This window comes from Cohnella sp. GCM10027633 (assembly GCF_042675445.1).
In the GTDB taxonomy this organism is placed as follows: domain Bacteria; phylum Bacillota; class Bacilli; order Paenibacillales; family Paenibacillaceae; genus Cohnella.
Genome location: NZ_JBHTGV010000012.1, coordinates 113,683 through 137,280, shown reverse-complemented (window position 1 = coordinate 137,280; position 23,598 = coordinate 113,683). Strand labels below are relative to the sequence as shown.

24 protein-coding genes are annotated in these 23,598 nt (G+C 59.2%); 16 read left to right on the top strand and 8 right to left on the bottom strand.

Annotation, left to right across the window (positions count from 1 at the left end; all coding sequences use genetic code 11):
* The first annotated feature begins 42 nt into the window (after nucleotides 1–42).
* The 10 genes from mobA to ACFQZG_RS21920 all read left to right on the top strand — a co-directional run bounded on the left by mobA (nucleotide 43) and on the right by ACFQZG_RS21920 (nucleotide 10,959).
* Complete coding sequence (mobA, locus tag ACFQZG_RS21965) at nucleotides 43–654, top strand: molybdenum cofactor guanylyltransferase (RefSeq protein ID WP_378156441.1); 612 nt, start codon at nucleotides 43–45, stop codon at nucleotides 652–654.
* Nucleotides 655–1,902, top strand: a complete 1,248-nt coding sequence (locus ACFQZG_RS21960; protein WP_378156439.1) for a molybdopterin molybdotransferase MoeA — start codon at nucleotides 655–657, stop codon at nucleotides 1,900–1,902.
* A 33-nt stretch (nucleotides 1,903–1,935) separates the two neighbouring features.
* Nucleotides 1,936–2,460 carry a molybdopterin-guanine dinucleotide biosynthesis protein B gene (gene mobB, locus ACFQZG_RS21955; protein WP_378156437.1) on the top strand — a complete coding sequence of 175 codons (525 nt, stop codon included), beginning with the start codon at nucleotides 1,936–1,938 and terminating at the stop codon, nucleotides 2,458–2,460.
* Between the two features lie 222 nt (nucleotides 2,461–2,682).
* Nucleotides 2,683–4,536 (top strand): cache domain-containing sensor histidine kinase, encoded by a 1,854-nt coding sequence (locus tag ACFQZG_RS21950; RefSeq protein WP_378156435.1) that lies wholly within the window; start codon nucleotides 2,683–2,685, stop codon nucleotides 4,534–4,536.
* A gap of 4 nt (nucleotides 4,537–4,540) precedes the next feature.
* Complete coding sequence (locus tag ACFQZG_RS21945; protein WP_378156433.1) at nucleotides 4,541–6,181, top strand: response regulator transcription factor; 1,641 nt, start codon at nucleotides 4,541–4,543, stop codon at nucleotides 6,179–6,181.
* Nucleotides 6,182–6,240: 59 nt separating this feature from the next.
* On the top strand, nucleotides 6,241–7,833 hold the full coding sequence (gene nagZ / locus ACFQZG_RS21940) for a beta-N-acetylhexosaminidase (protein ID WP_378156431.1): 1,593 nt from the start codon (nucleotides 6,241–6,243) through the stop codon (nucleotides 7,831–7,833).
* A 140-nt stretch (nucleotides 7,834–7,973) separates the two neighbouring features.
* Entirely contained in the window at nucleotides 7,974–9,275 is a 1,302-nt protein-coding gene (locus ACFQZG_RS21935; protein WP_378156429.1) for a CapA family protein, read from the top strand.
* Entirely contained in the window at nucleotides 9,256–10,092 is an 837-nt protein-coding gene (locus ACFQZG_RS21930; protein ID WP_378156427.1) for a glycerophosphodiester phosphodiesterase, read from the top strand. Before ACFQZG_RS21935 ends, ACFQZG_RS21930 begins: the two co-directional genes overlap by 20 nt.
* A 5-nt stretch (nucleotides 10,093–10,097) precedes the next feature.
* Nucleotides 10,098–10,724: a fumarylacetoacetate hydrolase family protein gene (locus ACFQZG_RS21925; protein WP_378156425.1), complete on the top strand. Its 627-nt coding sequence runs from the start codon at nucleotides 10,098–10,100 to the stop codon at nucleotides 10,722–10,724.
* A gap of 43 nt (nucleotides 10,725–10,767) precedes the next feature.
* Nucleotides 10,768–10,959: a DUF6954 family protein gene (locus tag ACFQZG_RS21920; RefSeq protein WP_378156424.1), complete on the top strand. Its 192-nt coding sequence runs from the start codon at nucleotides 10,768–10,770 to the stop codon at nucleotides 10,957–10,959.
* Nucleotides 10,960–11,027: 68 nt separating this feature from the next.
* Here ACFQZG_RS21920 and ACFQZG_RS21915 read toward each other — a convergent pair whose 3' ends face one another.
* From ACFQZG_RS21915 to ACFQZG_RS21905, 3 genes are all read right to left on the bottom strand, one after another.
* Nucleotides 11,028–12,149 (bottom strand): HD domain-containing phosphohydrolase, encoded by a 1,122-nt coding sequence (locus ACFQZG_RS21915; RefSeq protein ID WP_378156423.1) that lies wholly within the window; start codon nucleotides 12,147–12,149, stop codon nucleotides 11,028–11,030.
* A gap of 144 nt (nucleotides 12,150–12,293) precedes the next feature.
* Entirely contained in the window at nucleotides 12,294–12,860 is a 567-nt protein-coding gene (locus ACFQZG_RS21910) for a TetR/AcrR family transcriptional regulator (protein WP_378156421.1), read from the bottom strand.
* Nucleotides 12,857–13,579 (bottom strand): MBL fold metallo-hydrolase, encoded by a 723-nt coding sequence (locus tag ACFQZG_RS21905; RefSeq protein ID WP_378156419.1) that lies wholly within the window; start codon nucleotides 13,577–13,579, stop codon nucleotides 12,857–12,859. The genes ACFQZG_RS21910 and ACFQZG_RS21905 overlap by 4 nt, the downstream gene beginning before the upstream one ends.
* A gap of 245 nt (nucleotides 13,580–13,824) precedes the next feature.
* Between ACFQZG_RS21905 and ACFQZG_RS21900 the strand changes: the two genes are divergently transcribed.
* The 4 genes from ACFQZG_RS21900 to ACFQZG_RS21885 all read left to right on the top strand — a co-directional run bounded on the left by ACFQZG_RS21900 (nucleotide 13,825) and on the right by ACFQZG_RS21885 (nucleotide 17,612).
* Entirely contained in the window at nucleotides 13,825–15,216 is a 1,392-nt protein-coding gene (locus ACFQZG_RS21900) for an extracellular solute-binding protein (protein ID WP_378156417.1), read from the top strand.
* 81 nt (nucleotides 15,217–15,297) lie between these two features.
* Entirely contained in the window at nucleotides 15,298–16,176 is an 879-nt protein-coding gene (locus ACFQZG_RS21895; protein WP_378156415.1) for a carbohydrate ABC transporter permease, read from the top strand.
* Nucleotides 16,176–17,012 (top strand): carbohydrate ABC transporter permease, encoded by an 837-nt coding sequence (locus ACFQZG_RS21890; RefSeq protein WP_378156413.1) that lies wholly within the window; start codon nucleotides 16,176–16,178, stop codon nucleotides 17,010–17,012. Before ACFQZG_RS21895 ends, ACFQZG_RS21890 begins: the two co-directional genes overlap by 1 nt.
* Nucleotides 17,013–17,114: 102 nt before the next feature.
* Nucleotides 17,115–17,612: a DNA-deoxyinosine glycosylase gene (locus ACFQZG_RS21885; protein ID WP_378156411.1), complete on the top strand. Its 498-nt coding sequence runs from the start codon at nucleotides 17,115–17,117 to the stop codon at nucleotides 17,610–17,612.
* A gap of 499 nt (nucleotides 17,613–18,111) precedes the next feature.
* Here the strand turns inward: ACFQZG_RS21885 and ACFQZG_RS21880 are convergent, their stop codons facing one another.
* The 5 genes from ACFQZG_RS21880 to ACFQZG_RS21860 form a co-directional block, all read right to left on the bottom strand.
* Nucleotides 18,112–18,795, bottom strand: a complete 684-nt coding sequence (locus ACFQZG_RS21880; RefSeq protein ID WP_378156409.1) for a hypothetical protein — start codon at nucleotides 18,793–18,795, stop codon at nucleotides 18,112–18,114.
* Between the two features lie 501 nt (nucleotides 18,796–19,296).
* On the bottom strand, nucleotides 19,297–19,836 hold the full coding sequence (locus ACFQZG_RS21875; protein WP_378156407.1) for a YfiT family bacillithiol transferase: 540 nt from the start codon (nucleotides 19,834–19,836) through the stop codon (nucleotides 19,297–19,299).
* A gap of 32 nt (nucleotides 19,837–19,868) precedes the next feature.
* Nucleotides 19,869–21,662, bottom strand: coding sequence for an oligoendopeptidase F (gene pepF, locus ACFQZG_RS21870; protein WP_378156528.1), 1,794 nt, complete (start codon nucleotides 21,660–21,662; stop codon nucleotides 19,869–19,871).
* Nucleotides 21,663–21,900: 238 nt separating this feature from the next.
* Nucleotides 21,901–22,074 (bottom strand): hypothetical protein, encoded by a 174-nt coding sequence (locus tag ACFQZG_RS21865; protein WP_378156405.1) that lies wholly within the window; start codon nucleotides 22,072–22,074, stop codon nucleotides 21,901–21,903.
* A gap of 30 nt (nucleotides 22,075–22,104) precedes the next feature.
* Nucleotides 22,105–22,338 (bottom strand): hypothetical protein, encoded by a 234-nt coding sequence (locus ACFQZG_RS21860; protein WP_378156403.1) that lies wholly within the window; start codon nucleotides 22,336–22,338, stop codon nucleotides 22,105–22,107.
* A gap of 211 nt (nucleotides 22,339–22,549) precedes the next feature.
* Between ACFQZG_RS21860 and ACFQZG_RS21855 the strand changes: the two genes are divergently transcribed.
* A complete protein-coding gene (locus ACFQZG_RS21855) occupies nucleotides 22,550–23,299 on the top strand; it encodes a class I SAM-dependent methyltransferase (RefSeq protein WP_378156401.1) in 750 nt (249 codons plus the stop codon).
* Between the two features lie 91 nt (nucleotides 23,300–23,390).
* Nucleotides 23,391–23,588, top strand: a complete 198-nt coding sequence (locus ACFQZG_RS21850; RefSeq protein ID WP_027088130.1) for a cold shock domain-containing protein — start codon at nucleotides 23,391–23,393, stop codon at nucleotides 23,586–23,588.
* The last annotated feature ends 10 nt before the right edge of the window (nucleotides 23,589–23,598 follow it).

The following is a 23,598-nucleotide window of genomic DNA, read 5'->3' as shown; positions in this document are numbered from 1 at the left end:
ATCCCTTCGGATCAGGGATTGACGAGGAGGCGACCATTCCCCATGAAGATCGCGGCGATCATACTGGCCGGCGGCGAAGGCCGTCGCATGGGCCATATCAATAAGGCGCATCTCACGTTCGGCGGCGAACGGTTCATCGATCGTCAGTTAAGAACCGTCGCCGATTGGGCGGATGAGAGAATCGTCGTCGTGAACGGCTCGGAGAGGGCGGCCGAGCTCGACTTGCCGTCCGACGTTCGCGTCGTCGCGGACCATTACGCCGGCGAGGGCCCGTTGGCGGGCTTGCAGGCAGGGCTAGAGGCGGCTAGCAGTCCGTACGCGTGGGTCATCGGCTGCGACCAGCCATTGCTCGACGCGGAAGCGGCGAAGCTGCTGCTCTCGCGACTCGAGGATGGCGATTGCGAAGCTGCGCTTCCGGTCATCGAAGGAAGACCGCAGCCGTTGCATGCCGTCTATCGCCAAGAAGTCGGCGCCATCGCCTCCAGATTGCTTGCGGCCGGGCAACGAAGATTGATGGCGCTTGTCGAAGAGATTACGTGGATCGGCGTGGAGGAAGAGACGTTCGGCGCGCGAGGGATCGCCCGCGCGTTCGCTGCCGACGTCGACACGCCCGAGCAATACGAGAAATTGACGGTGACGAAGGAGCAACGATAGATGCAGCCAGATACGCTCCCCGATCGCTTCCGCAGACATACGGTCCAACCGGAGGAAGCGCAGCGGCTAATCATGGAAGAAGCTCGGACTTTGGAAGCCGAGCGCGTCTCTTTGCGCGAGGCATGGAGCAGAAGACTCGCGGAGCCGCTCGTCGCCTCGCATCCGTTCCCGCCGTTCCGCAGATCGGGCATGGACGGTTATGCGGTTCGCGCGGCCGATATCGCCGAAGCGACGCCGGACCGGCCGGCGATTCTCGCCGTCGTCGAGTCGCTGCCGAGCGGCATGCAGCCGACAAGCGCGATAGGTCCCGGGCAAGCGTCGCGGATCATGACCGGCGGCATGGTGCCGGAAGGCGCCGATGCGGTCGTCATGCTTGAAGCGACGACTTCGACCGAAGATAGCGTCCGGATCGGCAAGCCGATCCCGGCAGGGCGCAATATTGCCGACATCGGCTGCGAGATCGCCACCGGCGAGTTGCTCCTGCCCGCAGGCAGCCTCATCGGAGCAGGCGAGAGCGCGTTGTTGGCTTCCTACGGCTGCGAGACGGTTGCCGTTGCCAGACGTCCGCGCGTCGCGATTCTATCGACCGGCAACGAGTTGGTTCAGCCGGGCGAGCCGCTCGCGCCGGCCAAGATCCGCAACAGCAATCTGCCGATGCTCGCCGCGATGGTGCGGGAAGCGGGCGCTGAGCCGATCGTGCTCGGTCAAGTTCCCGACGACGCGGAAGAGGCGGATCGGATCGCGCGCGAGGTTCTGTCGCATTGCGATCTGCTCTTGACGACGGGCGGCGTCTCCGTCGGCGATTACGACGTCATGGTCGACGTGCTGGCCGCCACCGACGTCCGGTTGCTCTTCAATAAAATCGCGATGCGCCCCGGCAGCCCGACGACCGCCGCGCTGCTCACCGGCAAGCTCATCGTTGCCTTATCGGGCAATCCCGGCGCTTGTTTCGTCGGGTTCCAACTGTTCGCGCTGCCTGCGATCAAGCGAATGTTAGGCGTCGGCGAACCGTACGCGGAGAGCTTCCAAGCCCGTCTCGGCGTGCCGTTCCCGAAGGTGAACGCCTACCGGAGATACATTCGCGGACGAACGGTGCTCGAGAACGGCTCCGTGAGCGTCGTGCCGAACGGAGACGACAAGTCGAGCCTGATGAAGACGATCGTCGGCGCGGATTGCCTCATCGAGATTCCGCCGCTCAAGTCGGGGCTCGAAGCAGGCGAGCTCGTAACGGCATGGAAGCTTGGGTGAACGTTCACAATGAGTCGAGGAGGCGGTAATTGCATGATCGTACTGCAAATCGTCGGTTACAAGAACGCAGGCAAAACAACGCTGGCGACGGCGGCGATCTCGCGGCTCTCCGGCCTCGGATACAGCGTCGGGGCGGTCAAGCGCGACGCCCACGATTTCGAACCGGACGTACCCGGCACCGATAGTTACAGACACCGGCAAGCCGGCGCCTACATGACGGCGATCACGTCCGATTCCCGCACCGCGTGGACGATCGAGCGTCCGAACGAGCTCGACGAGCTGCTGGCGAACATGCGGGTCAACGGCGTGGAAGTCGCGATCGTCGAAGGGTTCAAGACGGCGCCGCATCCGAAGCTCGTCCTTCTCCGCGACGAAGCGGACATCGAGCTCCTGAGATTATCCAACATCGTCGCCGTCGGGCTGCGCGAGCCGAACGAACGCCTCGTTGCGGCGGCCGCGAGAGCGGATCTGCCGATCTTCGACATCGGAGACAAACAACTTGACGAGCTGCTTATCTATATCAGTTCGATCATCGCTGCCGCTATTCATGAGACTTAAATGATCGCCACTCCGTAGGAGCAGGCGATTTTTCATTTTCCGAGACGCAATCCCCCAACCCACAATCCGATTTTATCCCCCCATTATCGGAATGAAGACTTATTGCATCGGCGCATCCTCTCTATAATGGGATTATGCGACGCGATTCGATCGCCGTATCTTCATCCGGCGACTCCTCCTGTTATAATGAGAGCAACATACGCGAGAGGACGACTTCGTAGGATGAGCTTAAGCAAACGCATATTCGCCGCATTCCTGGCTTTCATCATCGTGCCCTTGTTCGTGCTCGGCACGGTATCCTATCTCGTCTTCCAGAACGTCACCCAAGAGAAATACGCCGAGCAGACCGAGCTCACGCTGAAGGCGATCGGCCGCAACATCCATAACATGGTCAAGGAAGCGAACTACTTCTCGGACTTCTGGGTCACGACCGAGGACAGCGTCGAGACGGTCGAGCAAGCGCTCGATCCGAACGCGCCGCCGATCGTCGAGACCGATCCGGACGTGCTCGCCGGCAACGAGACCTACGAGGCTCTCAAAGAGCGGGAGAGACTGCGCCAACGCGTGCTCCTGACGTATCCGGGCATTCAGTCGGTTACGCTGTACCGCAACGACGACCGCACCGTCAACGTCAGCTTCAGCAAGGACGAGCCGATCGCCCGGGAGGATCTCGAGGCGAATTCGATCTACCCGGAGGTGCTGCGCAAGTTCGGCCAGCCCGTATGGATCGGCCCGAACGAGGATCCCGTCCTCAACGGGCAATTCAATCTGTTCACCCAGATCCGGGTGCTGCTCGACGTCGACACGTTGACGAGCAAGGGCATACTCGTCACGCGCTTCCAGATGAACGAACTGTCCCGCATATTCAGCTTCTACAACAGCCAAGGCGCGGCCGACAGGCGATATATGATCGTCGGACGGGACGACAAGATCGTGTTCGACAACCAAGGCACCGCGCAAGGACGGAAAATCGCCGAATTCATGGACACCCGCAAAGGGATAGACATTCATAGCACGGACCGGTATCAGAGCAAGGCGCTCTCGTTCGACGGGCACAAGAGCCTCGTCTCCGTGCAGGATCTCGAGCTCGAACGGCTCGGCGTCGGCGATTGGAAGCTCGTCATGGTGACGAACTGGTCCTATCTGTCCGGCGACATGGTCCAAGTACTCCGTTGGATGGTCGCGATCACGGCGATTACGCTGCTGTTCGCGCTCATCTTCAACCTGATGTTCGTCCGCCGCACCGTCACGTTCATCGTGCGCGTCGTTCGCGCGATGCGCCAGGTGGAACGGGGCGACCTGTCCACCCGCGTGCAGGTCGTCGGCAAGGACGAGACGTCGACGCTCGCGCGCGGCTTCAACAGCCTCGTGGCGCGGATTTCCGAGCTGCTTAACGACGTGACCCAAGAGCAGCGGCGCAAGCGCAAAGCCGAGATGATGCTGCTGCAAGCGCAGATCAAGCCGCACTTCCTGTTCAACGCGCTGGAGTCGATCAACATTCTCGCCGTGCAGAACGAAGGGCGCAAAGTGAGCAAGATGGTGCAGCGTCTGGCGAATATTTTCCGGATCAGCATCCAGCAGAAAGAAGAGATTAACATCGAGCAGGAGCTCGAGCACTTGACGAGCTACTTGGAAATCCAGAAATACCGGTTCGAGGAGCTGTTCGAATACGAGATCGACGTGCCGGAGAAGCTGCGGACGAACCCGATTCTGAAGCTGACGCTGCAGCCGCTCGTCGAGAACAGCATCCAGCACGGCTTCGAGGGCATCGATTACCTCGGGCGCATCCACGTCCGGGCGAGGGAAGAGGGCCGCAACATCGCGATCTACATCGAGGACAACGGCATAGGCATGTCGAACGAGAGGATCGCGCAATTGACGGAGAACGGCATCTCCTCCCTGGATGAAGCGCAGGAGGATTCTCCGGAAACCGGAGAACGCAGAGGTCTCGGCGTCGGCAACGTCGCCGATCGTCTGCGGATCCATTACGGCAACGGGTACGGCATTCTGCTGTGCAGCGCGCCGGGACAAGGAACGGTCATTAAATGCATCATACCGAAGGCGACGGGGGAGTGATCCGATGAGGCTTAAAGCGCTTCTGGTCGACGACGAGATCAACATACTGAAAAACCTGCAGGCGGTCATTCCGTGGGATAGCCTCGATATCGAGCTCATCGGTACGGCGAAGAACGGGCAGCTCGCGCTAGACATCGCCAAGGAGCACCGCCCGCATCTCATTCTGTGCGATATCCGGATGCCGGTCATGGACGGGATCGAATTCTTAAGCTCGCTTCGCGACTTCGACGCCGACGCCGAAGTCATTATGCTGACCGGGTATCAGGACTTCAATTACGTCCGCTCGGTCATGCGGTACGAAGTCAAGGATTACATCCTGAAGCCGATCGATTACGAGGAGCTCGAGAACACGATCGATCGGCTGGCGAACGGCATCCGGGAACGCAACGTGGAGCAGATCACCATTCAGCAGGAATGGAAGCAAGTGTTTCATCTGGCCTACGAGAAAATCCTGTACGACCGGCTCGTCGACTTGGGCGGAGGTTCCACGAAGCCGTTCGCGAAGCTGCACGAGATATCGGAGGAGTCGCTCAGCTTCGCGATGATGCTCGTCGACGTCGCCGACTACACGAAGAAGGAACGGACGTGGGAGGAGAAGGAGCGCAAGCTGTGGAACTTCGCGATCCATAACCTGCTGCAGGAGAATCTCGCCTCGTTCGGCGTATCGAGCTCGGTGCTGCAAGTACGGAGCGGGGAATGGTGCGTGCTCATCGAGACGATGCCGCCGGAAGTGTTCGACCGCGAGCAGTGCAAAGCTTGGGGCGAGCAGCTCCGCCAGGCGGTCGAAAGCTACTTGAAGCTGACGATCCGCGTCGCGCTGCACCCTTCGCCGGTGTCGCTCGATCAGCTGGCCCGGACGTACAAGAGCTTGCAGCGTTCCTTGAACTTGTCCGGCGGCGCCAACGAAGGCGTGGTACTGTCGGAGAAGGCGCGCGGCGGTTCGGATACGCCGGAGCAGCTGTGGGACCGGATCGAGGAGATGGTGACGGGCCTCAAGCGCTGCGACCGGCGCAGAACCGAGACGGCGCTCAAGGAGCTGAACGACAGCTTCAAGCAACTGCCGGAGACGTCCTTCGAGCGGATCGCGCCGATTCTTCATTACTTGTGCATCCACCTGCTGCGCGAGATGCGCGGCATGGACGTCATGACCCCCGGGGAGGAGGCGGCGATCTGGCGGCAGATCGACCGCAACCAAGGCATTCGCGAGACGCTGTCGGTCATCAACAAGCTCGTCGACCTGTCGCTCGACAGCGTCATGAAGAAGAAGACGAGCGACGTCCTCATGCTGTCCGCCAAAGATTACATCGAACGCAACCTGTCGACGGAGCTGAGCATCGACGCGCTCGCCGATTATCTCGGCATTAGCGGCAGCTATTTCAGCTTGCTGTTCAAGCAGCATTACAACGAGACGTTCGTGGAATACGTGACGAAGCAGCGGATGGAGATGGCGAAGTCGCTGCTCGCGCTCAGCGACAAAAGCGTCACCCAAATCGGCCAGATGGTCGGTTACGTCGAACGGCGGTATTTCACGAGGGTATTCAGCAAGTATACGGGCATGCTGCCGTCCGAATTCCGCGACCGGCACCAGAATCAATCCGGCGAGGCGGAAATGCCCGCATGGGCGATGCAACATCGGGAGAAGTGAATCGACCTGTTCGTACGGCATGCACAATCTAGTCGTCAACATATAGGGGGAACGAAGCAATGAACGCAGCATCCGGGTTCGAACGGCTCACTCTGAAGGAAAAGATCGGCCAGCTCTTCATGTGCGGATTCGAAGGCTACGAGCCGACGGAGGGCATCGAGGGGCTAGTGAAGGAATACGGTCTCGGCGGCATTATCTACTTCCGTCGCAATTTGCGGGACGCGCCGCAAGTCGAAGCGCTGTCCGCCAAGCTGCAGTCTTCGGCCGGCGTGCCGCTCTTCATCGCGATCGACCAAGAGGGCGGCATGGTCGTCCGGCTCGAGGAAGGCGTCACCGTCATGCCCGGGGCCATGGCGCAAGGGGCGGCGGGCAACGCCGAGCTTAGCCGCGAAGCGGCGAAGCTGTCCGGCGCGGAATTGCGCAACGTCGGCATCAACATGAACTTCGCGCCATGTCTGGACGTGAACAACAACCCGCTGAATCCGGTCATCGGCGTCCGGTCGTACGGCGAAGATGCCGCGCATGCGGCCCGCATCGGCATCGCTGCGATCGAAGGTTATCGCGCAGGCGGGATCAGCGCGGTGGCGAAGCATTTTCCGGGACACGGGGACACGTCGGCGGATTCCCATCACGAGCTTCCGGTCGTGCCGCACGGCGTAGAGCGGTTGAACGAAGTCGAGCTGTACCCGTTCCGCGAGGCGATCGCCGGCGGGGTGGACGCGATCATGACGGCCCACGTCGTCTTCCCGGCGTTCGAGCCCGATCAAGTTCCCGCGACGTTGTCGCGCAAAATATTGACGGGTCTCCTTCGCGAGCAGCTCGGCTTCGGCGGCGTCATCGTGACGGACTGCCTGGAGATGAACGCGATCTCCGAGACGATCGGCGTCGCGCGCGGCGCGGTCGAAGCGATCAAGGCCGGCGCGGATCTCGTGCTCGTCTGCCACCGGCTCGAGCGACAGAAGGCGGCGCTCGAGGCGGTGCTCGAAGCCGTCCTGACGGGAGAGATCCCGGAGGCGCGCATCGAGGAATCGGCGAAGCGCAACTGGGAGCTGAAGCACAAGAGCGGGCTGTTCGGCGCCGAGAAGCCGGCGCTGGACGCCGCGCGGGCCAAGGAAGTCATGACCGAGCTGAGCGAGTCCGCCGTCACGGTCGTGAAAGGGCAGTCCGCGCTGCCTCTGTCCAAGGCGGGGCGCACGGTCGTCGTCTGGACGGAAGCGCGCGTCGGCACCGAGGTCGTCGAGGTGATCGAGCAAGCGTGGACGCTGGGAGCTGCGCTTTCCGCGCGCGGCTATGACGTCGAAGAGGTGCGAATCGGCTTGAACCCGTCGGCGGACGAAGCGGAAGCGGTGCGGCAAGCGGCCGCCGGCAGCGGCACGCTCGTGTTCGCCTCTTACGACGCCGCCTTCAACGAAGCGCAGACCGCGCTCGTCGCCGAGCTTGCGGAAGACGCGAGCCGCACGTTCGTCTGGGCCGCGATGCGCACGCCGTACGATCTGCTCGGAGTGCCCGACGCGCCGATATACGTCGTCTGCTACGAGAACAAGCCGGCCATGATGACCGCGCTCGCGGGCGTGCTATCCGGCGAGCTCCCGGTTAAGGCGAGGCAGCCGATAACGATCGGCGAACATCCGCGGCACGGCAAGGGGAACTAACCGAACTTATTCATGCGCAATCCGATCGAGACGATCGCCGGGACGGCTTATGGGCCGAACGGTTGATCGTCTTTTTGCTTGCCATCCTGTATAATACGGGCAGGGAGATCGAGGATCGAGGATCGGGGAGAATCGCCGTTATGACGACTTATTCGCGTACGCAGACGAACGATAGGAACAGACAACGCAAGAACAAGCGCAAGCGCAGGCTGATGGCGCTTAATCTCGCGATGCTCGCATGCATCGTCGCGGTGGCGGCGATCATATGGATGGTCCGGCGGGACGAGCCGGCGACGGCCGGCAAGGAAGCGAGCGGTCCGTCCGCTTCTGCTTCGGCCGATGCGACCTCGACGCCGGTGGATAGCGGCGGAACGGACGAGCCCGCCGGCACCGCGGAGAGCGAGCCGGACGGGGAAGAAGCGGGAGCGAGCGCGGGGACGGACGAAGACGACGCGGAAGCCGGAGGCGATGGCGCCGAAGCGACCGAAGGCGATGGCCAGGTCACGCTCGCGCTCGTCGGCGACATCCTGCCCGCAGCCCGGGTTCTCGATTATATGAACCAATTCGGCTTCGATTATCCGTTCCGGGAGACGAGCGGACTGCTGCAGGCGGCGGATATCGCGGCCGGCAACCTCGAGACGTCGATTACGACGCGCGGGACGCCCGAAGAAGATAAGCAGTACGTCTATCGCGCTCCTCAGGAGACGCTCGCGCCGATCAAGGAAGCGGGCTTCGACTTCCTGTCGCTCGCGAACAACCACACGCTCGACTACGGTTGGGAAGGCCTAAGCGACACGATGGACGCGTTGGACGACGCCGACCTGGTTCATGCCGGAGCCGGTATCGACGACCGGGAAGCGTACACGCCGGCCTATATCGACAGCAAGGGCATGACCGTCGGCTTCGTGGGCTTGACCCGCGTCGTGCCCGACACGTCATGGAAAGCGGACAAGAATAATCCGGGACTGGCCGAGGCGTATTCGACCGCTCGCGCCGTCGCGGCGATCAAGGAAGCCCGGGAGCACGCCGACGTCGTCGTCGTCATGGTCCACTGGGGAGAAGAACGCAAGGATTTGCCGAACGAGTTCCAGAAGTCGCTCGCCTACGCGTTCGTGGACGCGGGCGCGGACCTCGTCGTCGGCAGCCACCCGCACGTTCTGCAAGGGTTCGAGTCGTACAAAGGCAAATGGATCGCCTATAGCTTGGGGAACTTCGTCTTCCCGGGCATGTCGCCCCCGACGACTGCGGAGACCGGCATCTTGACGGCGACGTGCAAGCCGGGCGGCGACTGCTCGCTGCGGTTCGCGCCGATGATCTCGAAGCTGGCACAGCCCGTTCCGATGGAAGCCGAGACCGGCAAGGCGTTGCTCGCGCGCTTGTCGTCGATCTCGTTCGGGGCGAAGATTGAGGAGGATGGCACCATTGTGGCAAGCAGTCCGTAACGCGATCAAACGCATGCTTCGCAACACGCCTCGCGAGCCCGCGGTTCCGATCGGCTCGGGGCAGCGCGCCGCCCGCCACCCTTGCGTCGCGCACCGGGGATTCTCCGGCGCCGCGCCGGAGAATACGATGGCGGCGTTCAAGCTGGCGCTGTCGCAGCCGTTCGTGACTTGGATCGAGCTGGACGTCCATCTGTCCAAGGACGACGTTCCGGTCGTCATTCACGACAGCACGCTCGGGAGAACGACGAACGGCAAAGGAAACGTTCGCGACAAGACGGCCGAGCAGCTCGGCAAGCTGGACGCCGGCAGCTGGTACCACCGGCGCTATGCTTCCGAAGGCGTGCCGACGCTGGATCAGACGCTCGCGTTGGCGGCCGGCCGCTGCAAGCTGAACGTGGAGCTCAAAGGCCACGAAGAGGCGACCGAAGACGAGACGAAGCGGTTGGCCAGGCGTGCGGTGGACGCGATCCGGGCCCGCGGCATGGCGCCGGACACGGTCGTAACGTCGTTCCGTCCCGCGCTCCTGCAGGCGGTTCGGCAATACGACCCGACGATGAATATCGGTCTCATCATCGACGCCGCGCCGGCCGATTTGTTCCCGCGCATGCTCGCTCTCGGGGCGACGACGCTGTCGATCGGCCATCGCCACCTGTCCAAGAAGCTGCTCGCCGATGCCCAGCGCTCGGGTATCGCCGTCATGGCATGGACGATCAACGCGCCAGGCGACTTGCGTAAGCTGACTCGCCTAGAGGAGCCGTTCCAAATCTGCACGAACTATCCGGACCGCTGGGACGCGGCCGTCAGACAAGGAGATTGAACGAGATGGACATACGCAACATTTACTGCGTCGGACGCAATTACCGGCTTCATGCCGAGGAGCTGGGCAACGAGGTGCCGACGACGCCGATGTTGTTCACGAAGCCGACGCACGCCATCGCCGCTATGGATGGCGGCAAGCTGATCATTCCCGCGGATCAAGGAGCGGTGCACTTCGAGGCGGAGCTCGTCTTCGCCGTCGGACGCGCGTACGAGCCGGGCATGCGTTGCGACGAGCTGTTCACCCATTACACGGTCGGCCTCGATCTGACCTTGCGCGACGTACAGGATACGATCAAGAAGAAAGGTCTTCCTTGGCTGCCGGCCAAGGGCTTCCGCCATTCGGCCGTTCTCGGCGAATGGCGCGCGTATCCCGGCCTTGACGCGGTGGCGGCGCATCCGTTCGGACTGCGGATCAACGGCGCCGAAGCGCAACGAGGCGAGATGAAGGACATGGTGTTCGGCCTGCAGACGCTCGTCGACTTCATCGGACGGGCTTACGGCCTTGGCCCGGGAGATCTGATCTATACGGGAACGCCGGCCGGCGTCGACGCGCTTCGCGAAGGGGACGATCTCGAAATCTGGTGGAATGAAGAGGCGCTCGGACGGGCAACAGTAAAGATGGAGGATTAACCGCCTAACGGCTCGGGGAGCCTTCCGGATTGGAGGGATTAGGGTGGGTAAATGGCTTGTGAATACGGTGTTCGGCGCGATTTACGTCGCGATCGCCGTGTTCGGCGTCGGTCCGGTGCTGTTCGCGGACGGCTCATGGACCGAGAGGTTATGGACGGCAATCGTCGTCATCGTCATTCTGATCATCGCGATAGTCGTGCATTTCGCGCTATTGAGACCCAAATATCGGATGTAACGCGCATAGATAAGGCTGCCTGTCCCGGATGAACCGGTGCTCGGGCAGCCTTCTTGTCTTATTGGCCCTTAATGAGGTTCCGTATCGGTCAACCGTTCGCGGATTTCGAGCAGCTTGGGCAGCTCCGCGAAGAAGACGTCGATGATCGCCGGATCGAAGTGGCGGCCTCTCTCTTCGCGGAACAAGTTCTCGATCTTCTCGATCGGCCAGGCGGCCTTGTAGACGCGCTCCGCGCTTAACGCGTCGAAGACGTCGGCGACGGCCGTAATGCGACCGAACAGATGGATATCCTCGCCCTTGCGACCGGCCGGATAGCCCGTGCCGTCCCATTTCTCGTGATGCTGCTCGGCGACGATCGCCGCGGTGCGGAGCAGCTCCCGCTTGGAACCGCGCAGCAGCTGGTGTCCGATCTTCGTGTGGGACTTAATGATGTCGTATTCTTCCTCGGTGAGCTTGCCGGGCTTGTTCAGGACGGCGTCCGGAATCGCGACTTTGCCGATGTCGTGCATCGGGGAAGCGGTCCGGAGAAGCTCGGCTTGACCGACGTCCAAGCCGAGGCCGAGCGCGAGCACGTACGAATATTCCGCGACGCGCTTGACGTGGTTGCCCGTCTCCTTGGAGCGAATCTCGCCGACTTCGCCCATCGTAGAGATGATCTCGCGCTGCGTGTCGACGATTTCCTGGTGCAGCATGACCGATTCGAGCGATTTGCCCGCATACGAAGCGGCGAGGGACAGCAACTCGAGGTCGCGCGTCGTGAAGTAGTCGACTTCGGTCATTTTATTGATCGCTTGGTAAGCGCCGATGATTTCGCCGTCGTTGTTGCTGAAGGGAACCGTAATGATCGACTTCGTATGGTACCCGGTTCTGCGGTCGTTCTCGGCGTTATGCCTCGGATCGTTGTAAGCGTCTTCGATTATGATCGGCTCTCCGTTCAAGATTGCGGTGCCGACGATGCCGGTGCCGAACGGAATCCGGATTTCCTTGACGCCGTGGGCGACCGTCGTGTATAGCTCGTTCTTCGGTTCGTCGATGAGCCAGACGGTACAGCGGTCGGACAGGATCATTTCCCGGCCCATGTTCGCCATATGGACGAGCACGGCGTTCAAGTTGCTCTCGCCGGCGATTTTGGCCGTGTATTCGAATATGATTTTCAGCAGCTCTTCCGGAGAGAGCTCGGCTCTGGACATTCGGGAATTCACTCCTTCTGCGTATCACCTCTCTTTTATTCGCGAGAAAAATGTCGAATCCTTCCTGATCGCGTAGTTTCCAACAACAAAAATCCATGTCCCGGCACCGAACGTTCGGTTTTGGGGCATGGATCGAGGCTGCGTTCATCGATCGGAAGGGGATTGTATGCCTTCCATATAGCGAACGATAATAAAACGGAGGCTGACGTCCTTATCGACGGACATCCGGAACCCTTCCGCCGCCTCGAGCGAGGCGAAGCCGTGGAGCAAGCTTCTTAACCCGCGCACGGCGTGGACCGCTTGCTCCTCGTCCAGCTTGAACGGCTCGAGAAGCCGGTAGAGCAGCTGAAGAATGCGTTGCGCGATGTCCTCGTATTCGGGCGGCCTCACGGCGCCGATCCGGTAGAAAGCCTCGTACAGACCAGGCTGCTCTCTGGCGAATCGCACGTACGAAGCTCCGACCGCGAGGAACGCTTCCGTGCTTGTCTGGCCGACGGCCGCATCGATCATCCGGTCGAACAGCAGCCGGGAAGCGTGAACGGCAAGCTTCTGTCGCAAATCGTCCAAGCCCGAGATATGATTATATAAGGAAGGCGTCTTAATGCCGAGCAGCCCCGCGACGTTGGCGAGGGTCACTTCACCCCAGCCGCTGCGGTTCGCGATATCGGCCGCCGCCGAGACGACGGATTCCGGCTTCACGCCCGCCCTCATCGCGAAACCTTCTTCCGCAAGTAAGTTTCCGCGGCTTCAATCGCGTCGTTCATGAGCGCAACGGGGCCGTCGATAGCCGCGCCGTGTCCGACGGCGAGCCTATCGGGGGTCAGCGCGGCCAGCTTCCGGGCGCTAAGGATGGCCGTCGGCGCATGCCAAGTCGCCAGCGCGGGAAAGGGGAAGCGGAGCTTCATATGGCCGGAGACGGCCAAGCCGCCTTTCGTCTGGAACGCGTCGCCCGCGATCAACGTGTTCGTCGCCGTCTCCAGGAAGGCGAGATGTCCGGGCGTATGTCCCGGCGATGCGATCGCGACGAGCGAGCCGATTCGTTCGCCGTCCTCGATGAGGAAGTCCGGTTCGAAGGGCGAACGCTTCGGAACGCTCCCGCGAACGGGAGATGCCGGTTCGCCCGGCAGCAGCGACCGGTCGCCCTTCAGTAGGGCGGCATCCCGTCGCGAGATACCGATCCGGGCTGTCGGGAATGTCTTCTTCAACGCCGGAACGGTGCCGATATGGTCCCCGTGCGCGTGCGTCAGAACGATGCGCGAGAGCGGCTTGCCGGTCGCTTCGATCGCGGCCGAGATCGACTTGGCCATCGCGGGCATGCAGGCGTCGATCAGCGTTAAGCCGTCGCGTTCTTCCACGAGATATGCGTTCATCGGAAACAGGGCCGGCAGGAATTGCAATTGCCTTACGGGTCCCCATACGTTCGTTTTCATGTTCATCGCTCCTTGACTAATTATATTATCATAATAACTAATGCTATTAGTTTTTGCAACACCTCAAAAAGCCTGCGCAGCCCGTATGTTCGCGAACAGAAGACAATAAAGGGCAAAAACCTACATTACGCGCTAGATGATCTTATCCCCCTTTTAGCCGTTTGACTCCCTTACGCGGCTCGCGTTTGCATCTACAATAAGGGTGTAAGCAACAACAACCTAAAGATCACTGGGAGGTCTACCGCGTGAAAAAGAATTTCAAACTCGCACTTACGATGGTCGTCGCAACTTCCGCATTGCTCGCCGCTTGCGGCAACAACGATAACAACGAGCCATCCCCGGCTGCATCGTCCGGCGCTCCGGCAAGCGAATCCGCTTCTCCATCCGCCGAACCGAGCAAAGAGGTCGAACCTTTCACGGTATCGCTTCGCCACATTCAGATCGGCGAACCGCAAAAATTCCGCAAAGCGATCCTCGACGAAGTCGTTAAGCGCTCCGAAGCGGAAGTTCCAGGCTTGAAATTCGAGCTGGACGGCATCGAAGACGCTGCGAACCGTTTCACGAAGCTGCCTGCCGAAATGGCAGCCGGTAACCAACCGAAGATCTTCGACTTGTTCGGCGGTAACGCCGACGCGCTGAAATACGCGAAAGCAGGCCGCTTGCTCGACCTGACTCCGATCCTCGACGAGTTGGGCATCAAGGATAAGTTCTTGAACGTATTCGGCCAATTCACGCTCGACGGCAAAATCTACGGACTGCCGATCGGCGGCTCCGTGGAAGGCGTATTCTACAACACCGATCTGTTCTCGCAGAACGGCCTGAACGCTCCGACGACGTGGGACGATTTGGTTAAAGCCGCCGATACGCTCAAAGGCAAAGGCATTACGCCGTTCGCGATGGGCTCCCAAGCGGCATGGGTACCGAACATGCTCGTCAACACGTTCATCGGACGCTACACGAACGGCTTCCCGAACGGCATCGTAACGGGCGAAGTGAAATGGAACCAACCCGAAGTCGTATCGGCGTACTCCCTGTACGGCGACTGGGTCAAGAACGGCTACTTCACCAAAGGCGAGCTCGGCAAATCGTACGACGATATGCTCAACGATTTCGCGGCCGGCAAAGCAGGCATGATGTTCGACGGCAGCTGGCGTTCTTCCGCCTTCAAAGAAGGCGCGGTAGCGGCAGGCATGGCCGGCAAAGTCGGATTCGTGGCGCTTCCGGCGCTGCCTAACGCGGCAGGCGACCAAACGTCCCTGAACGCGAACTACTCCAACGGTTACGGCTTCTCTTCCGATCTGAACGACCAAGAGCTCGCGGCGGTCAAATCGTTCATCAAGAACCTGTACAGCGACGAAATGCAGCTTCGCGGCTTGCTCGAAGACGGCGTTCTTCCTTCGATGAAGCTGTCCGACGAATCGCTCGCCAAGGTTACCGATCCTGTCGTGAAGCAAGTTCTCGACGTGATGAAAGCAGCCGGCACGACGTTCGTTCACTTCGACGCGATCGCTCAAAAAGCGGTGTACAGCGAAACCGAGCTTCAACTGCAAAAGCTGATCGGCAACAAAGCGTCCGCGCAACAAGTCGGCGACGCGATCCAAAAGCTGCAGGAGCAAGAAAACGCGAAAACGAAATAAGGTTATTAGACTAGACAAGGAGGCACCACCCGCCTGCGAGTGGTGCCTTTCCTTTTAGATAGTAGGGAGTGGGGAGGATATATGAAAAACACGCTTAGAAATCCCGCTATATACTTAATGTTCATTATTCCTACGATCGCGCTCTACGGTTTGTTCTTCCTGTTTCCGATGTTCTCGTCCGTCTTCTACGCGTTCACGGATTATTCCGGCTTGGACGCGACGAGCTTCGTCGGGTTCGACAACTTTCAACGTGCTTTCGAGGATCAAAGCTTCCGCGATTCGATCGTAAACAACTTGTATTTCATCGTGTTCTCCGTGGGCATCCAGGTGCCGATTATCATTCTCTTCGCGCTCTTGATCAGCAACGTGAAGAAGCTCAAAGGCTTCTACAAGACGACGGTATTCATGCCGTCCGTATTATCCACATCCGTAATCGGGATCCTGTGGAGCTTCATCTATGATCCGGACATTGGACCGATTTCCGAGTTCTTGAGCTGGTTCGGCATCGATCCGATCTATTGGCTCGCCGAGTCTCCTTGGGCCATGATCGCGATTCTGCTGACGAACGCCTGGCAGTGGGTCGGCTTCTATATTGTATTGATACTCGCCGCGATTCTCGCCATCCCCAGAGACATCGACGAAGCCGCGGAGATCGACGGCGCGAACGCGACGCAGCGCGCTTGGTACTTGACCGTGCCGCTCATCAAGCCGATCGTCTCCGTCGTCGTCATGCTATCCATCGCGGGCGCGATGCGCGTCGTCGACATCGTTCTCGTCATGACGAACGGCGGCCCTTACGGCTCGACCGAGGTCATGGCCTCCTACATGGTCAACAAAGCGATGAAGTACGGCGAATACGGCTACGGCACATCGCTCGCCATTATTATTTTCGCGTTCGCGCTCGTGTTGACGGCGATCTATCAGCTCACCTTCGGGAAGACGGAAAGGATTGAATACTGATGACGCTGACGAAACCGCTCCAAAAATCGCTGCCTCACATCATCCTGTTGGTTTATGTCGCGATCATCTTGTTCCCGTTCGTATTCGTGCTGTTCTCGTCCCTGAAGGCCGATAACGTCGAGATTTCGCAAGCGCCGTTCGCGTTCCCGACGAAGCTGTATTTCCAGAACTACGTCGACGCTTGGGTGCAAGCGAAGATCGGCACGTACTTCCTCAACAGCGCTTATCTGGCGTTATCCTCCGCCGTCGTAGGCGTGCTCGTGGCGGCCGGCACGGCGTTCGCGTTGACGCGCATGAAATTCCGCATCACCAGCAAGATGGTGTACGGGCTCGTTCTGATCGGGATGCTGATTCCGGGCAACGTGCTGTTCATCGCGCAATATAAGCTGATGATGGACCTGAGCATTCTGAATACGCATTGGTCGTTGTTCCTGCCGTACACGGCCGGCGCGCTCCCGTTCAGCGTGCTGCTCATCTCCGCGTTCATGAAGTCGATTCCGAGCGAGCTGGAGGAAGCGGCGATCATGGACGGGCTTAGCGCGGTAGGGCTGTTCGCGCGCATCATTCTGCCGCTGACGATTCCGGCGCTCGTCACCGTGTTCATCATCAACTTCCTCGGCAACTGGAACGAATACTTGCTGGCGAACTTCTTCATCAGCAAAGACGCGCTCCGCACGTTGCCGACCGGGATGGTCGGGTTCCGGGACGCTTACCAGACGAACTACGCGCTCATCAGCACGGGTATCGTATTCAGCGTCACGCCGGTCATCGTCATGTACTCGGTGCTGCAGAAGCAGATTATCGAAGGCTTGACAGCCGGCAGCGTAAAAGGATAAAGCTATCGCAGGTTCAGGTTCGCGAGGCGTTCGTTCCCGATTTGGGAATGGACGCTTTTTACGTTTATAATGGAGGCAATCGAGCGAATGGAGGCCTTTGCGATGCGCGTACATAGCTTTCCGCCGGTCATCGACGAACGGTCGCGGGTGCTCGTGCTCGGCAGCATGCCCGGCGCGGCGTCGTTGAAGGCGCATCAGTATTACGGCAACGAACGGAACTATATGTGGCGGGTGCTGTACGGATTGTTCGAGGGGCGCGAGCCGGACGAGGCGTACGAGGATAGGTTGGCGTTCGCGCTTCGGAACGGCGTCGCGCTATGGGACACGATCGCGGCTTGCGATCGCCCGGGCAGCTTGGACAGCGATATTAAGGACGCGGTGCCGAACGACATCCCCGGCCTGCTGGCGGCCTATCCGAACGTGCGGACGCTCGCTTGCAACGGCGCGAAATCGCATGCGGAGCTTATGCGGAATTTCGGCGGGCATCCCGAGGTTGCCGGGCGACGGGTACTGAAGCTGCCGTCGACGAGCCCGATTCCGACGCCGAAGTATCGCGGGTTGGCGGAGCGGCTGGAGGCGTGGAAGGCGATCGTGGAGTAGGATGTGCGGCGGGCAGATTTCGGATACTCGGTAAAGACAGGTTTTGGATGCGCGGGACGGGGATACGCGTCGCAGTTGAGTTGGTTGCGCGGTATGCGGGTTGATGTGTTCGGATTTTCGAGTACATAGGTATTGAGCATCGTGTGAGTTGCGCCGATTGCGGAAATATCGGGGCATGTGTTCGGTTTTTCGAGTACAATGTGGTCGATTGGGCTGGAATGGTTCGATATACTTGATAAATTGAATACATCTGTCGCGTTTCTCGAAACTTCGGAGGATATGTATGAAAAATCAATTACAAATACGAATAATGCCCAGTTGGTGTGATTTATGTTCGGTTTTTCGAACGCATGTGCCCCCGCAACCCCGCAACCCCGCAACCCCGCAACCCCGCAACCCCGCAACCCCGCAACCCCGCAACCCCGCAATGCCAGTACACATTAACTTTTCAAACTCGCATCGTCGGTCAACCGATACGTGATTCTTGTTCGATACATAGTCAAACTAAATCCGGACTTTGCAGCGAGCCGATGTATTCATAGGAGGTGACGCGCCCGGAAGCTCCTCGTGCAACCGCTCGGAACTTTCCTTTCGTCACAAGCAGACGGCAGTATTTAATGACCGTCGTAACATGGAGTTCGAGTTGTTTGGCCGCTTCCGCCGGACGAAGAATTCGATTGTTGCGAATCGCCGCACGCATCAGTTCTCGTTCTATCTTGGAGTATGTACTAACGCCAGATCCGACAGTCCTGTTCTCTGCCAGCAGGTAAGGAGTCAGCGAGTTCCGCAAAGCGGAGATCACGAACCCGGGATTCTCCTTCAATTCATCCAGGGAAATAAAGAAGACGAGGCAACCATGGGATTGCAGATACAACCCTCGGTTCAGATCTTTCCGGTAATTGCTGCGGTCGGTTCCGTGAGTTCCGAAGTCCATGATCTCGAAGACGATGCGAATCATGCCCACGATCCACATGAAATCGACGTAGTAAGGTCTACCGCGCCAATCCTTAACCTCAAACTCGGGATGTAGTCCCTCGAAATGTCCGACCATCGGCCACCACGCTTTCTCGATGAATAATCGGTTGCCGAAACCATGTCCGCGTCGCAGAGCATCCAGCCTTTCTCCCGTTCTCCTTTTCAGATGGTCCTTCACCCATTGTTCGTGATTACTATCGAAGCTCATCGTCGCCGCCTCCGTATTCGAATGAAATACAAAATGCCCGCTCTCTCCCAGGGGAGAAAACGGGCATTCTTTGCCGTTTGTATGTGATATAAGTAACATTTTATTGCAATTCGTTCGGGATGTCTAGGTGTGCTGGCGGGTGATTTGGACCGGAGTCATTCAGCGGTTATGAGTTGTATGCGATATTTCGAATATATTATTTCAGTAATCGAAGGAATGACCAGATATGTTCGAAATTTAATATACATTTTATATTTGATTCAACGATTCGTAAAATAAACATGATTTTTCGAGTATAGGTGGAGATTTTGCTTAGACGTCGAAAATTATATGTGAAAAATCAATTATGTTGACCTCGCGCCACGACGCCTACCACGCCTACCACGCCTCCATCCGCGCCACCGTTCCCAGCATGCAACTGCTAACGGCAATTAAAACGCCCCCGACGGAGCACGGCGCGATTGATCTCGCCGTTCACCTCGGGGGCGCCCTTGCGCCGAATTACCAGCCGCTGCGCTCGCGGAGCGCGGTAATCTGCGCCGTATGGTGCTTGCCGTGCCAAGCGAAGTAGGAGAGCAGCTGGTCGAGCGTCATCTCCCCGTTCGCGGGATGCAAGAACGTCGTAGAGAAAGCGGAAGCCGGCAGCGAGCGCAGCACGGCGTCGATGCGCGCGTGAAGGCCGTCCAGCATGAGCAGGGCAGGCTCCACGGGCAGCTTGGCGGAGTCGACGAGCTTCACCCACTCGTTCTCCTCGAACGTCTTGACGAGCGGCTTCTCTTCCGTCAGCGCCAGCTTGAACCGGGTGTACATCGTCATCGACGCGTCCGCCGTATGGTGAGCCACTTGGCGAACCGTCCAGCCGCCCGGGCGATACAGCGTATCGAGCTGCTCGTCGTTCAGTCCCGCGACGGCCGCGCGCAGACCCGCCGGAATGGCAGCGGCGCCCTCGATTCTTGACGCGCGAGCCTCCTCGGTAACGTTCGGATCGAATGACACGCGTCCGATCGGGTATTTCAATCGTTCGAGTTCTTGTTCGCTCATCGTAAGTTTCCCCTCTCCGATAAGTGCTCCGACTATTTCGACGTCAGTTGCTCCATCTGCTCGATCAATCCTTCGAATACGCTCATCGCTTGGCGAATCGGCTCGGGGGACGACATATCGACGCCGGCCTTCTTCAGGATGTTGATCGAGTAGTCGCTGCCGCCGCTCTTCAGGAAGCCCAAGTAGCGTTCGACCGCCGGCGCGCCTTCGTCGAGAATTTGCTTCGCGAAGCTCGTCGCGGCCGAGAAGCCGGTCGCGTACTTGTAGACGTAGAAGCTCGTGTAGAAGTGGGGGATGCGCGCCCATTCCATCTCGATGTCTTGGTCGACGACCATGCCCTTGCCGTAATACTGCACGTTCAGGTCGTAGTAGATTTTGCTGAGCTCCTGCGGCGTCAGCGCCTCGCCGTCCTCGGCTTTGGCGTGAATGATTTTCTCGAACTCGGCGAACATCGTCTGACGGAACACCGTCGTCCGGAATTGGTCGGCGTAATACGTCAGCAGGTACATTTTCTCCTTCGGATCGGTCGCCTTCTCGAGCATGTCGTGCATGAGCAGCGCTTCGTTGAGCGTGGAGGCGACCTCCGCCAGGAAAATCGTATATTGCGCGTCGCGGTAGTCTTGGGTCGTGTCCGAATAGTACGAGTGAAGGGCATGGCCCATCTCGTGCGCGAGCGTGAACATGCTGTTCAGGTTGTCCTTGTGGTTCAACAGCACGTAAGGGTGCGTGCCGAACGCGCCCCAGCTGTACGCGCCGCTGCGCTTGCCTTCGTTCTCGTAGATGTCGATCCAGCCTTGGTCGAAGCCTTCCTGAAGCACCTTGCGATAGTCGTCGCCTAGCGGCGCCAAGCTGTCGTACACTCGCTTCTTCGCGTCCTCGTAGGAAATCTCCATGTCGAACTCTTCGACGAGAGGGGCGAACAGGTCGTACATATGAAGCTCGTCGAGCTTCAACAGCTTCTTGCGCAGCTCCATGTACCGGTGCATGAGCGGCAAGGACTCGTGAATCGTGCCGATCAGGTTATCGTATACCGACTGCGGAATGTTGTCGCCGAACAGCGACGATTCGAGCGCGGACGGATACTTGCGGGCTTTGGAGTAGAACAGGTTCTTCGTCACGTTGGCGTTCAGCGTGGCGGCCAGCGTGTTCTTCCACTTGCCGTATGTATCGTACATCGCCTTGAACGCGTCCCGGCGAACCTCCTGCTTGCGGCTCTCGAGGAATTGGATGTAGCGGCCGTGGGACAGCTCGATTTCCTCGCCCTTGTCGTTCTTGACCTTGGGGAACTTCAGATCGGCGTTGTTCAGCATGCCGAAAATCGTGTTCGGAGCCTGGGAGATGTTGCCGACTTGCGCGAGCAACGATTCCTCGTTCTTGGATAGAATGTGCGGCTTCTGGCGAAGCATCTCGGTGAGCGTCCGCTTGAACTTCGCGAGCGCGGGAGCTTCGATCAGCGCCTTCAGCTCGGCTTCGGACAGACTGAGAATTTCCGGCGTAACGAAAGAAGTCGCTTCGCTGACTTCGACGCTCAGCTTCTTCGACTTGTCCGACAGCGCTTGATACGCAGGCTCTGCCGTATCCTCGTGATGGCGCATGTTCGCGTAGACGTACAAGCGTTCCGTTAGTTGGGAGACTTCGTCATCGAGCGAGAAGCAACGCGCGATGGCGTCCGCATCCTTCAGCTTGCCTTGGTAAGCGACGACTTCGCCGACTTTCTTCTTCACTTGCGCGTATTCCGCGTCCCAAGCGGCTTGGTTAGCGTACAGATCTTCCAGCTTCCAACGATGCTCCTGCGGCGTCTCGTTTCGTTTAGGTACTTGGCTCATCGGATTCGATGACCTCCTTATAGGTTGTACGCTGTCGGCCTGCGACGAGGGAAGAGCGGTCGCGCCGGCCGGCGCGGATAACGCGGATGAGTGCTGGAGCGTGCCAGCGAGCAGCGCCGCGGCGGCGGTCGCGGCGAAGAGGCGCAGTGGATATTGCTTCATGGGAACCTCCGTTGAAGGGAATGGTTACCTGCAACAGTATGCCCCCGCGCGTATCGTTCTTAACAGGGAAGCGGCGTTAACTGCCCGCCTTCGCGAAGCTGTACACGATGAGGAAGAAGGCGAACAGGACGAGCAGAATCGACGTGATGGCGAGGCTGCGCCGCATCTGCTGCGGAATGCGCTCGCGCGACATGATCAGGACGACCGCCAGCCCGAAGGCCGAGATAATGAAGATAATGTTGGCTTCCATAGGAATCGTTGCCCCCTCAACGTCGTCGGATTAGATGTTGCGCAGCTTCTCGATCGTAAGCTGCAGTTCGTCTTCTCCGCCGGGAAAATCTTCTGCGCGGAATCTGCGCTCCGCCCAATTCATCATCTCCGGACGGCTGACGAACTTGTGGCATTCCTCGCCCCATTGATCGGAGATTTCCCGGACGACGAGCGTCTTGCCTTGCACTTCTACCGTAAGCATATTGTAATTGTCGTGTTTGTAGACGGTATGTTTGGCGAACATGAGCGTGCACTCCTAGCGTTGGCGGCTTTTGCCGTTTTTTTCATCATAGAAGAGATGGGCGGAGAAATCAATGCGGCGCGGTCAATTGAAGGTTGACAGACGGACCGCTCCGTGCGATTCTACTGTCAATCGTTGCGGACCGCGCCGGAGGGGGCGGTCGGAGCGATGGAACGACGAGCCGAGCTTGAAGAGACGAGAGGAGACGAGAGCAATGAACGAACGGAATTTCAATGCATCGAACGAGGAAGAGGCAGCCGATCGGCCGCCGGCGTATCCGCAGACGGGGGTGGCGTCCACGTGCCGCGCCTTCCGGGAGTACGAGGCGATATTCCGGCTGGAGAAGGCCGACTTGCTTCGGGGACCCGTGCTGGACGTCGCGGCAGGAGCATCCTCGTTCACCTCGCACGTGCGAGGGATGGGGGGCATTGCCGTCGCGGTCGACCCGTTCTATTACGGGTTGACAGAGCAAGTGATCGCGGAGGCGGAGAAAGAGATCGACGTATCTTCCGCCAAGCTTGCGGCTAACGCATCTTATTACGACTGGAGCTATTACGGATCGCCCGAGCAACATCGGGAGCTGAGGAAGAGGTCGCTTGCCGCTTTCGCGGAAGATTATCGCGGGAAGGGCGCCAGGGAACGCTATATCGCGGCGGCATTGCCGAATCTTCCGTTCGCGGACGAGACGTTCTCGCTCATCGTTTGCAGCCATTTTCTGTTCCTGTATGCCGATTCGTTCGACGAGACGTTCCATGCGGCTGCGATCGATGAAATGCTAAGAGTGCTGAAGTCGGGCGGACAATTACTTATATATCCAATTATAACTCTAAAATGGGAAGAAATTACCTATCTAGCACCCCTGCTCGAGAGGGTTTCGGGGGTGGCGAAGGCGACGCTCGAACCGACTGGATTGCCGTTCGTTCCGAGGTCAAGTTCCTTGCTGCGCCTGGTTAAACGAGGATAAGCAGAAGTCTCGGGATATTGCAACTTTATGGCGATTCGGTTATAATTACCTCATTCGCCGAGTAACGGCGAGATTTTAGGAGGTTTTTCATTTGAGAGGAACAGTTAAGTGGTTTAACGCAGAAAAAGGCTATGGTTTCATCTCCGTAGAAGACGGCAACGATGTATTCGTTCACTTCTCCGCAATCCAAGGAGACGGCTTCAAAACTTTGGAAGAAGGCCAAGCGGTTGAATTCGAAATCACGCAAGGCAACCGTGGTCCTCAAGCATCCAACGTGGTGAAACTGTAAGTCTCGCGAA

Coding starts and splice junctions, on each gene's coding strand:
- mobA (WP_378156441.1), top strand. CDS start 43: ATGAAGATCGCGGCGATCATACTGGCCGGCGGCGAAGGCCGTCGCATG.
- ACFQZG_RS21960 (WP_378156439.1), top strand. CDS start 655: ATGCAGCCAGATACGCTCCCCGATCGCTTCCGCAGACATACGGTCCAA.
- mobB (WP_378156437.1), top strand. CDS start 1,936: ATGATCGTACTGCAAATCGTCGGTTACAAGAACGCAGGCAAAACAACG.
- ACFQZG_RS21950 (WP_378156435.1), top strand. CDS start 2,683: ATGAGCTTAAGCAAACGCATATTCGCCGCATTCCTGGCTTTCATCATC.
- ACFQZG_RS21945 (WP_378156433.1), top strand. CDS start 4,541: ATGAGGCTTAAAGCGCTTCTGGTCGACGACGAGATCAACATACTGAAA.
- nagZ (WP_378156431.1), top strand. CDS start 6,241: ATGAACGCAGCATCCGGGTTCGAACGGCTCACTCTGAAGGAAAAGATC.
- ACFQZG_RS21935 (WP_378156429.1), top strand. CDS start 7,974: ATGACGACTTATTCGCGTACGCAGACGAACGATAGGAACAGACAACGC.
- ACFQZG_RS21925 (WP_378156425.1), top strand. CDS start 10,098: ATGGACATACGCAACATTTACTGCGTCGGACGCAATTACCGGCTTCAT.
- ACFQZG_RS21915 (WP_378156423.1), bottom strand. CDS start 12,149: ATGTCCAGAGCCGAGCTCTCTCCGGAAGAGCTGCTGAAAATCATATTC.
- ACFQZG_RS21910 (WP_378156421.1), bottom strand. CDS start 12,860: ATGAGGGCGGGCGTGAAGCCGGAATCCGTCGTCTCGGCGGCGGCCGAT.
- ACFQZG_RS21905 (WP_378156419.1), bottom strand. CDS start 13,579: ATGAAAACGAACGTATGGGGACCCGTAAGGCAATTGCAATTCCTGCCG.
- ACFQZG_RS21895 (WP_378156415.1), top strand. CDS start 15,298: ATGAAAAACACGCTTAGAAATCCCGCTATATACTTAATGTTCATTATT.
- ACFQZG_RS21890 (WP_378156413.1), top strand. CDS start 16,176: ATGACGCTGACGAAACCGCTCCAAAAATCGCTGCCTCACATCATCCTG.
- ACFQZG_RS21885 (WP_378156411.1), top strand. CDS start 17,115: ATGCGCGTACATAGCTTTCCGCCGGTCATCGACGAACGGTCGCGGGTG.
- ACFQZG_RS21880 (WP_378156409.1), bottom strand. CDS start 18,795: ATGAGCTTCGATAGTAATCACGAACAATGGGTGAAGGACCATCTGAAA.
- ACFQZG_RS21875 (WP_378156407.1), bottom strand. CDS start 19,836: ATGAGCGAACAAGAACTCGAACGATTGAAATACCCGATCGGACGCGTG.
- pepF (WP_378156528.1), bottom strand. CDS start 21,662: ATGAGCCAAGTACCTAAACGAAACGAGACGCCGCAGGAGCATCGTTGG.
- ACFQZG_RS21865 (WP_378156405.1), bottom strand. CDS start 22,074: ATGGAAGCCAACATTATCTTCATTATCTCGGCCTTCGGGCTGGCGGTC.
- ACFQZG_RS21860 (WP_378156403.1), bottom strand. CDS start 22,338: ATGTTCGCCAAACATACCGTCTACAAACACGACAATTACAATATGCTT.
- ACFQZG_RS21855 (WP_378156401.1), top strand. CDS start 22,550: ATGAACGAACGGAATTTCAATGCATCGAACGAGGAAGAGGCAGCCGAT.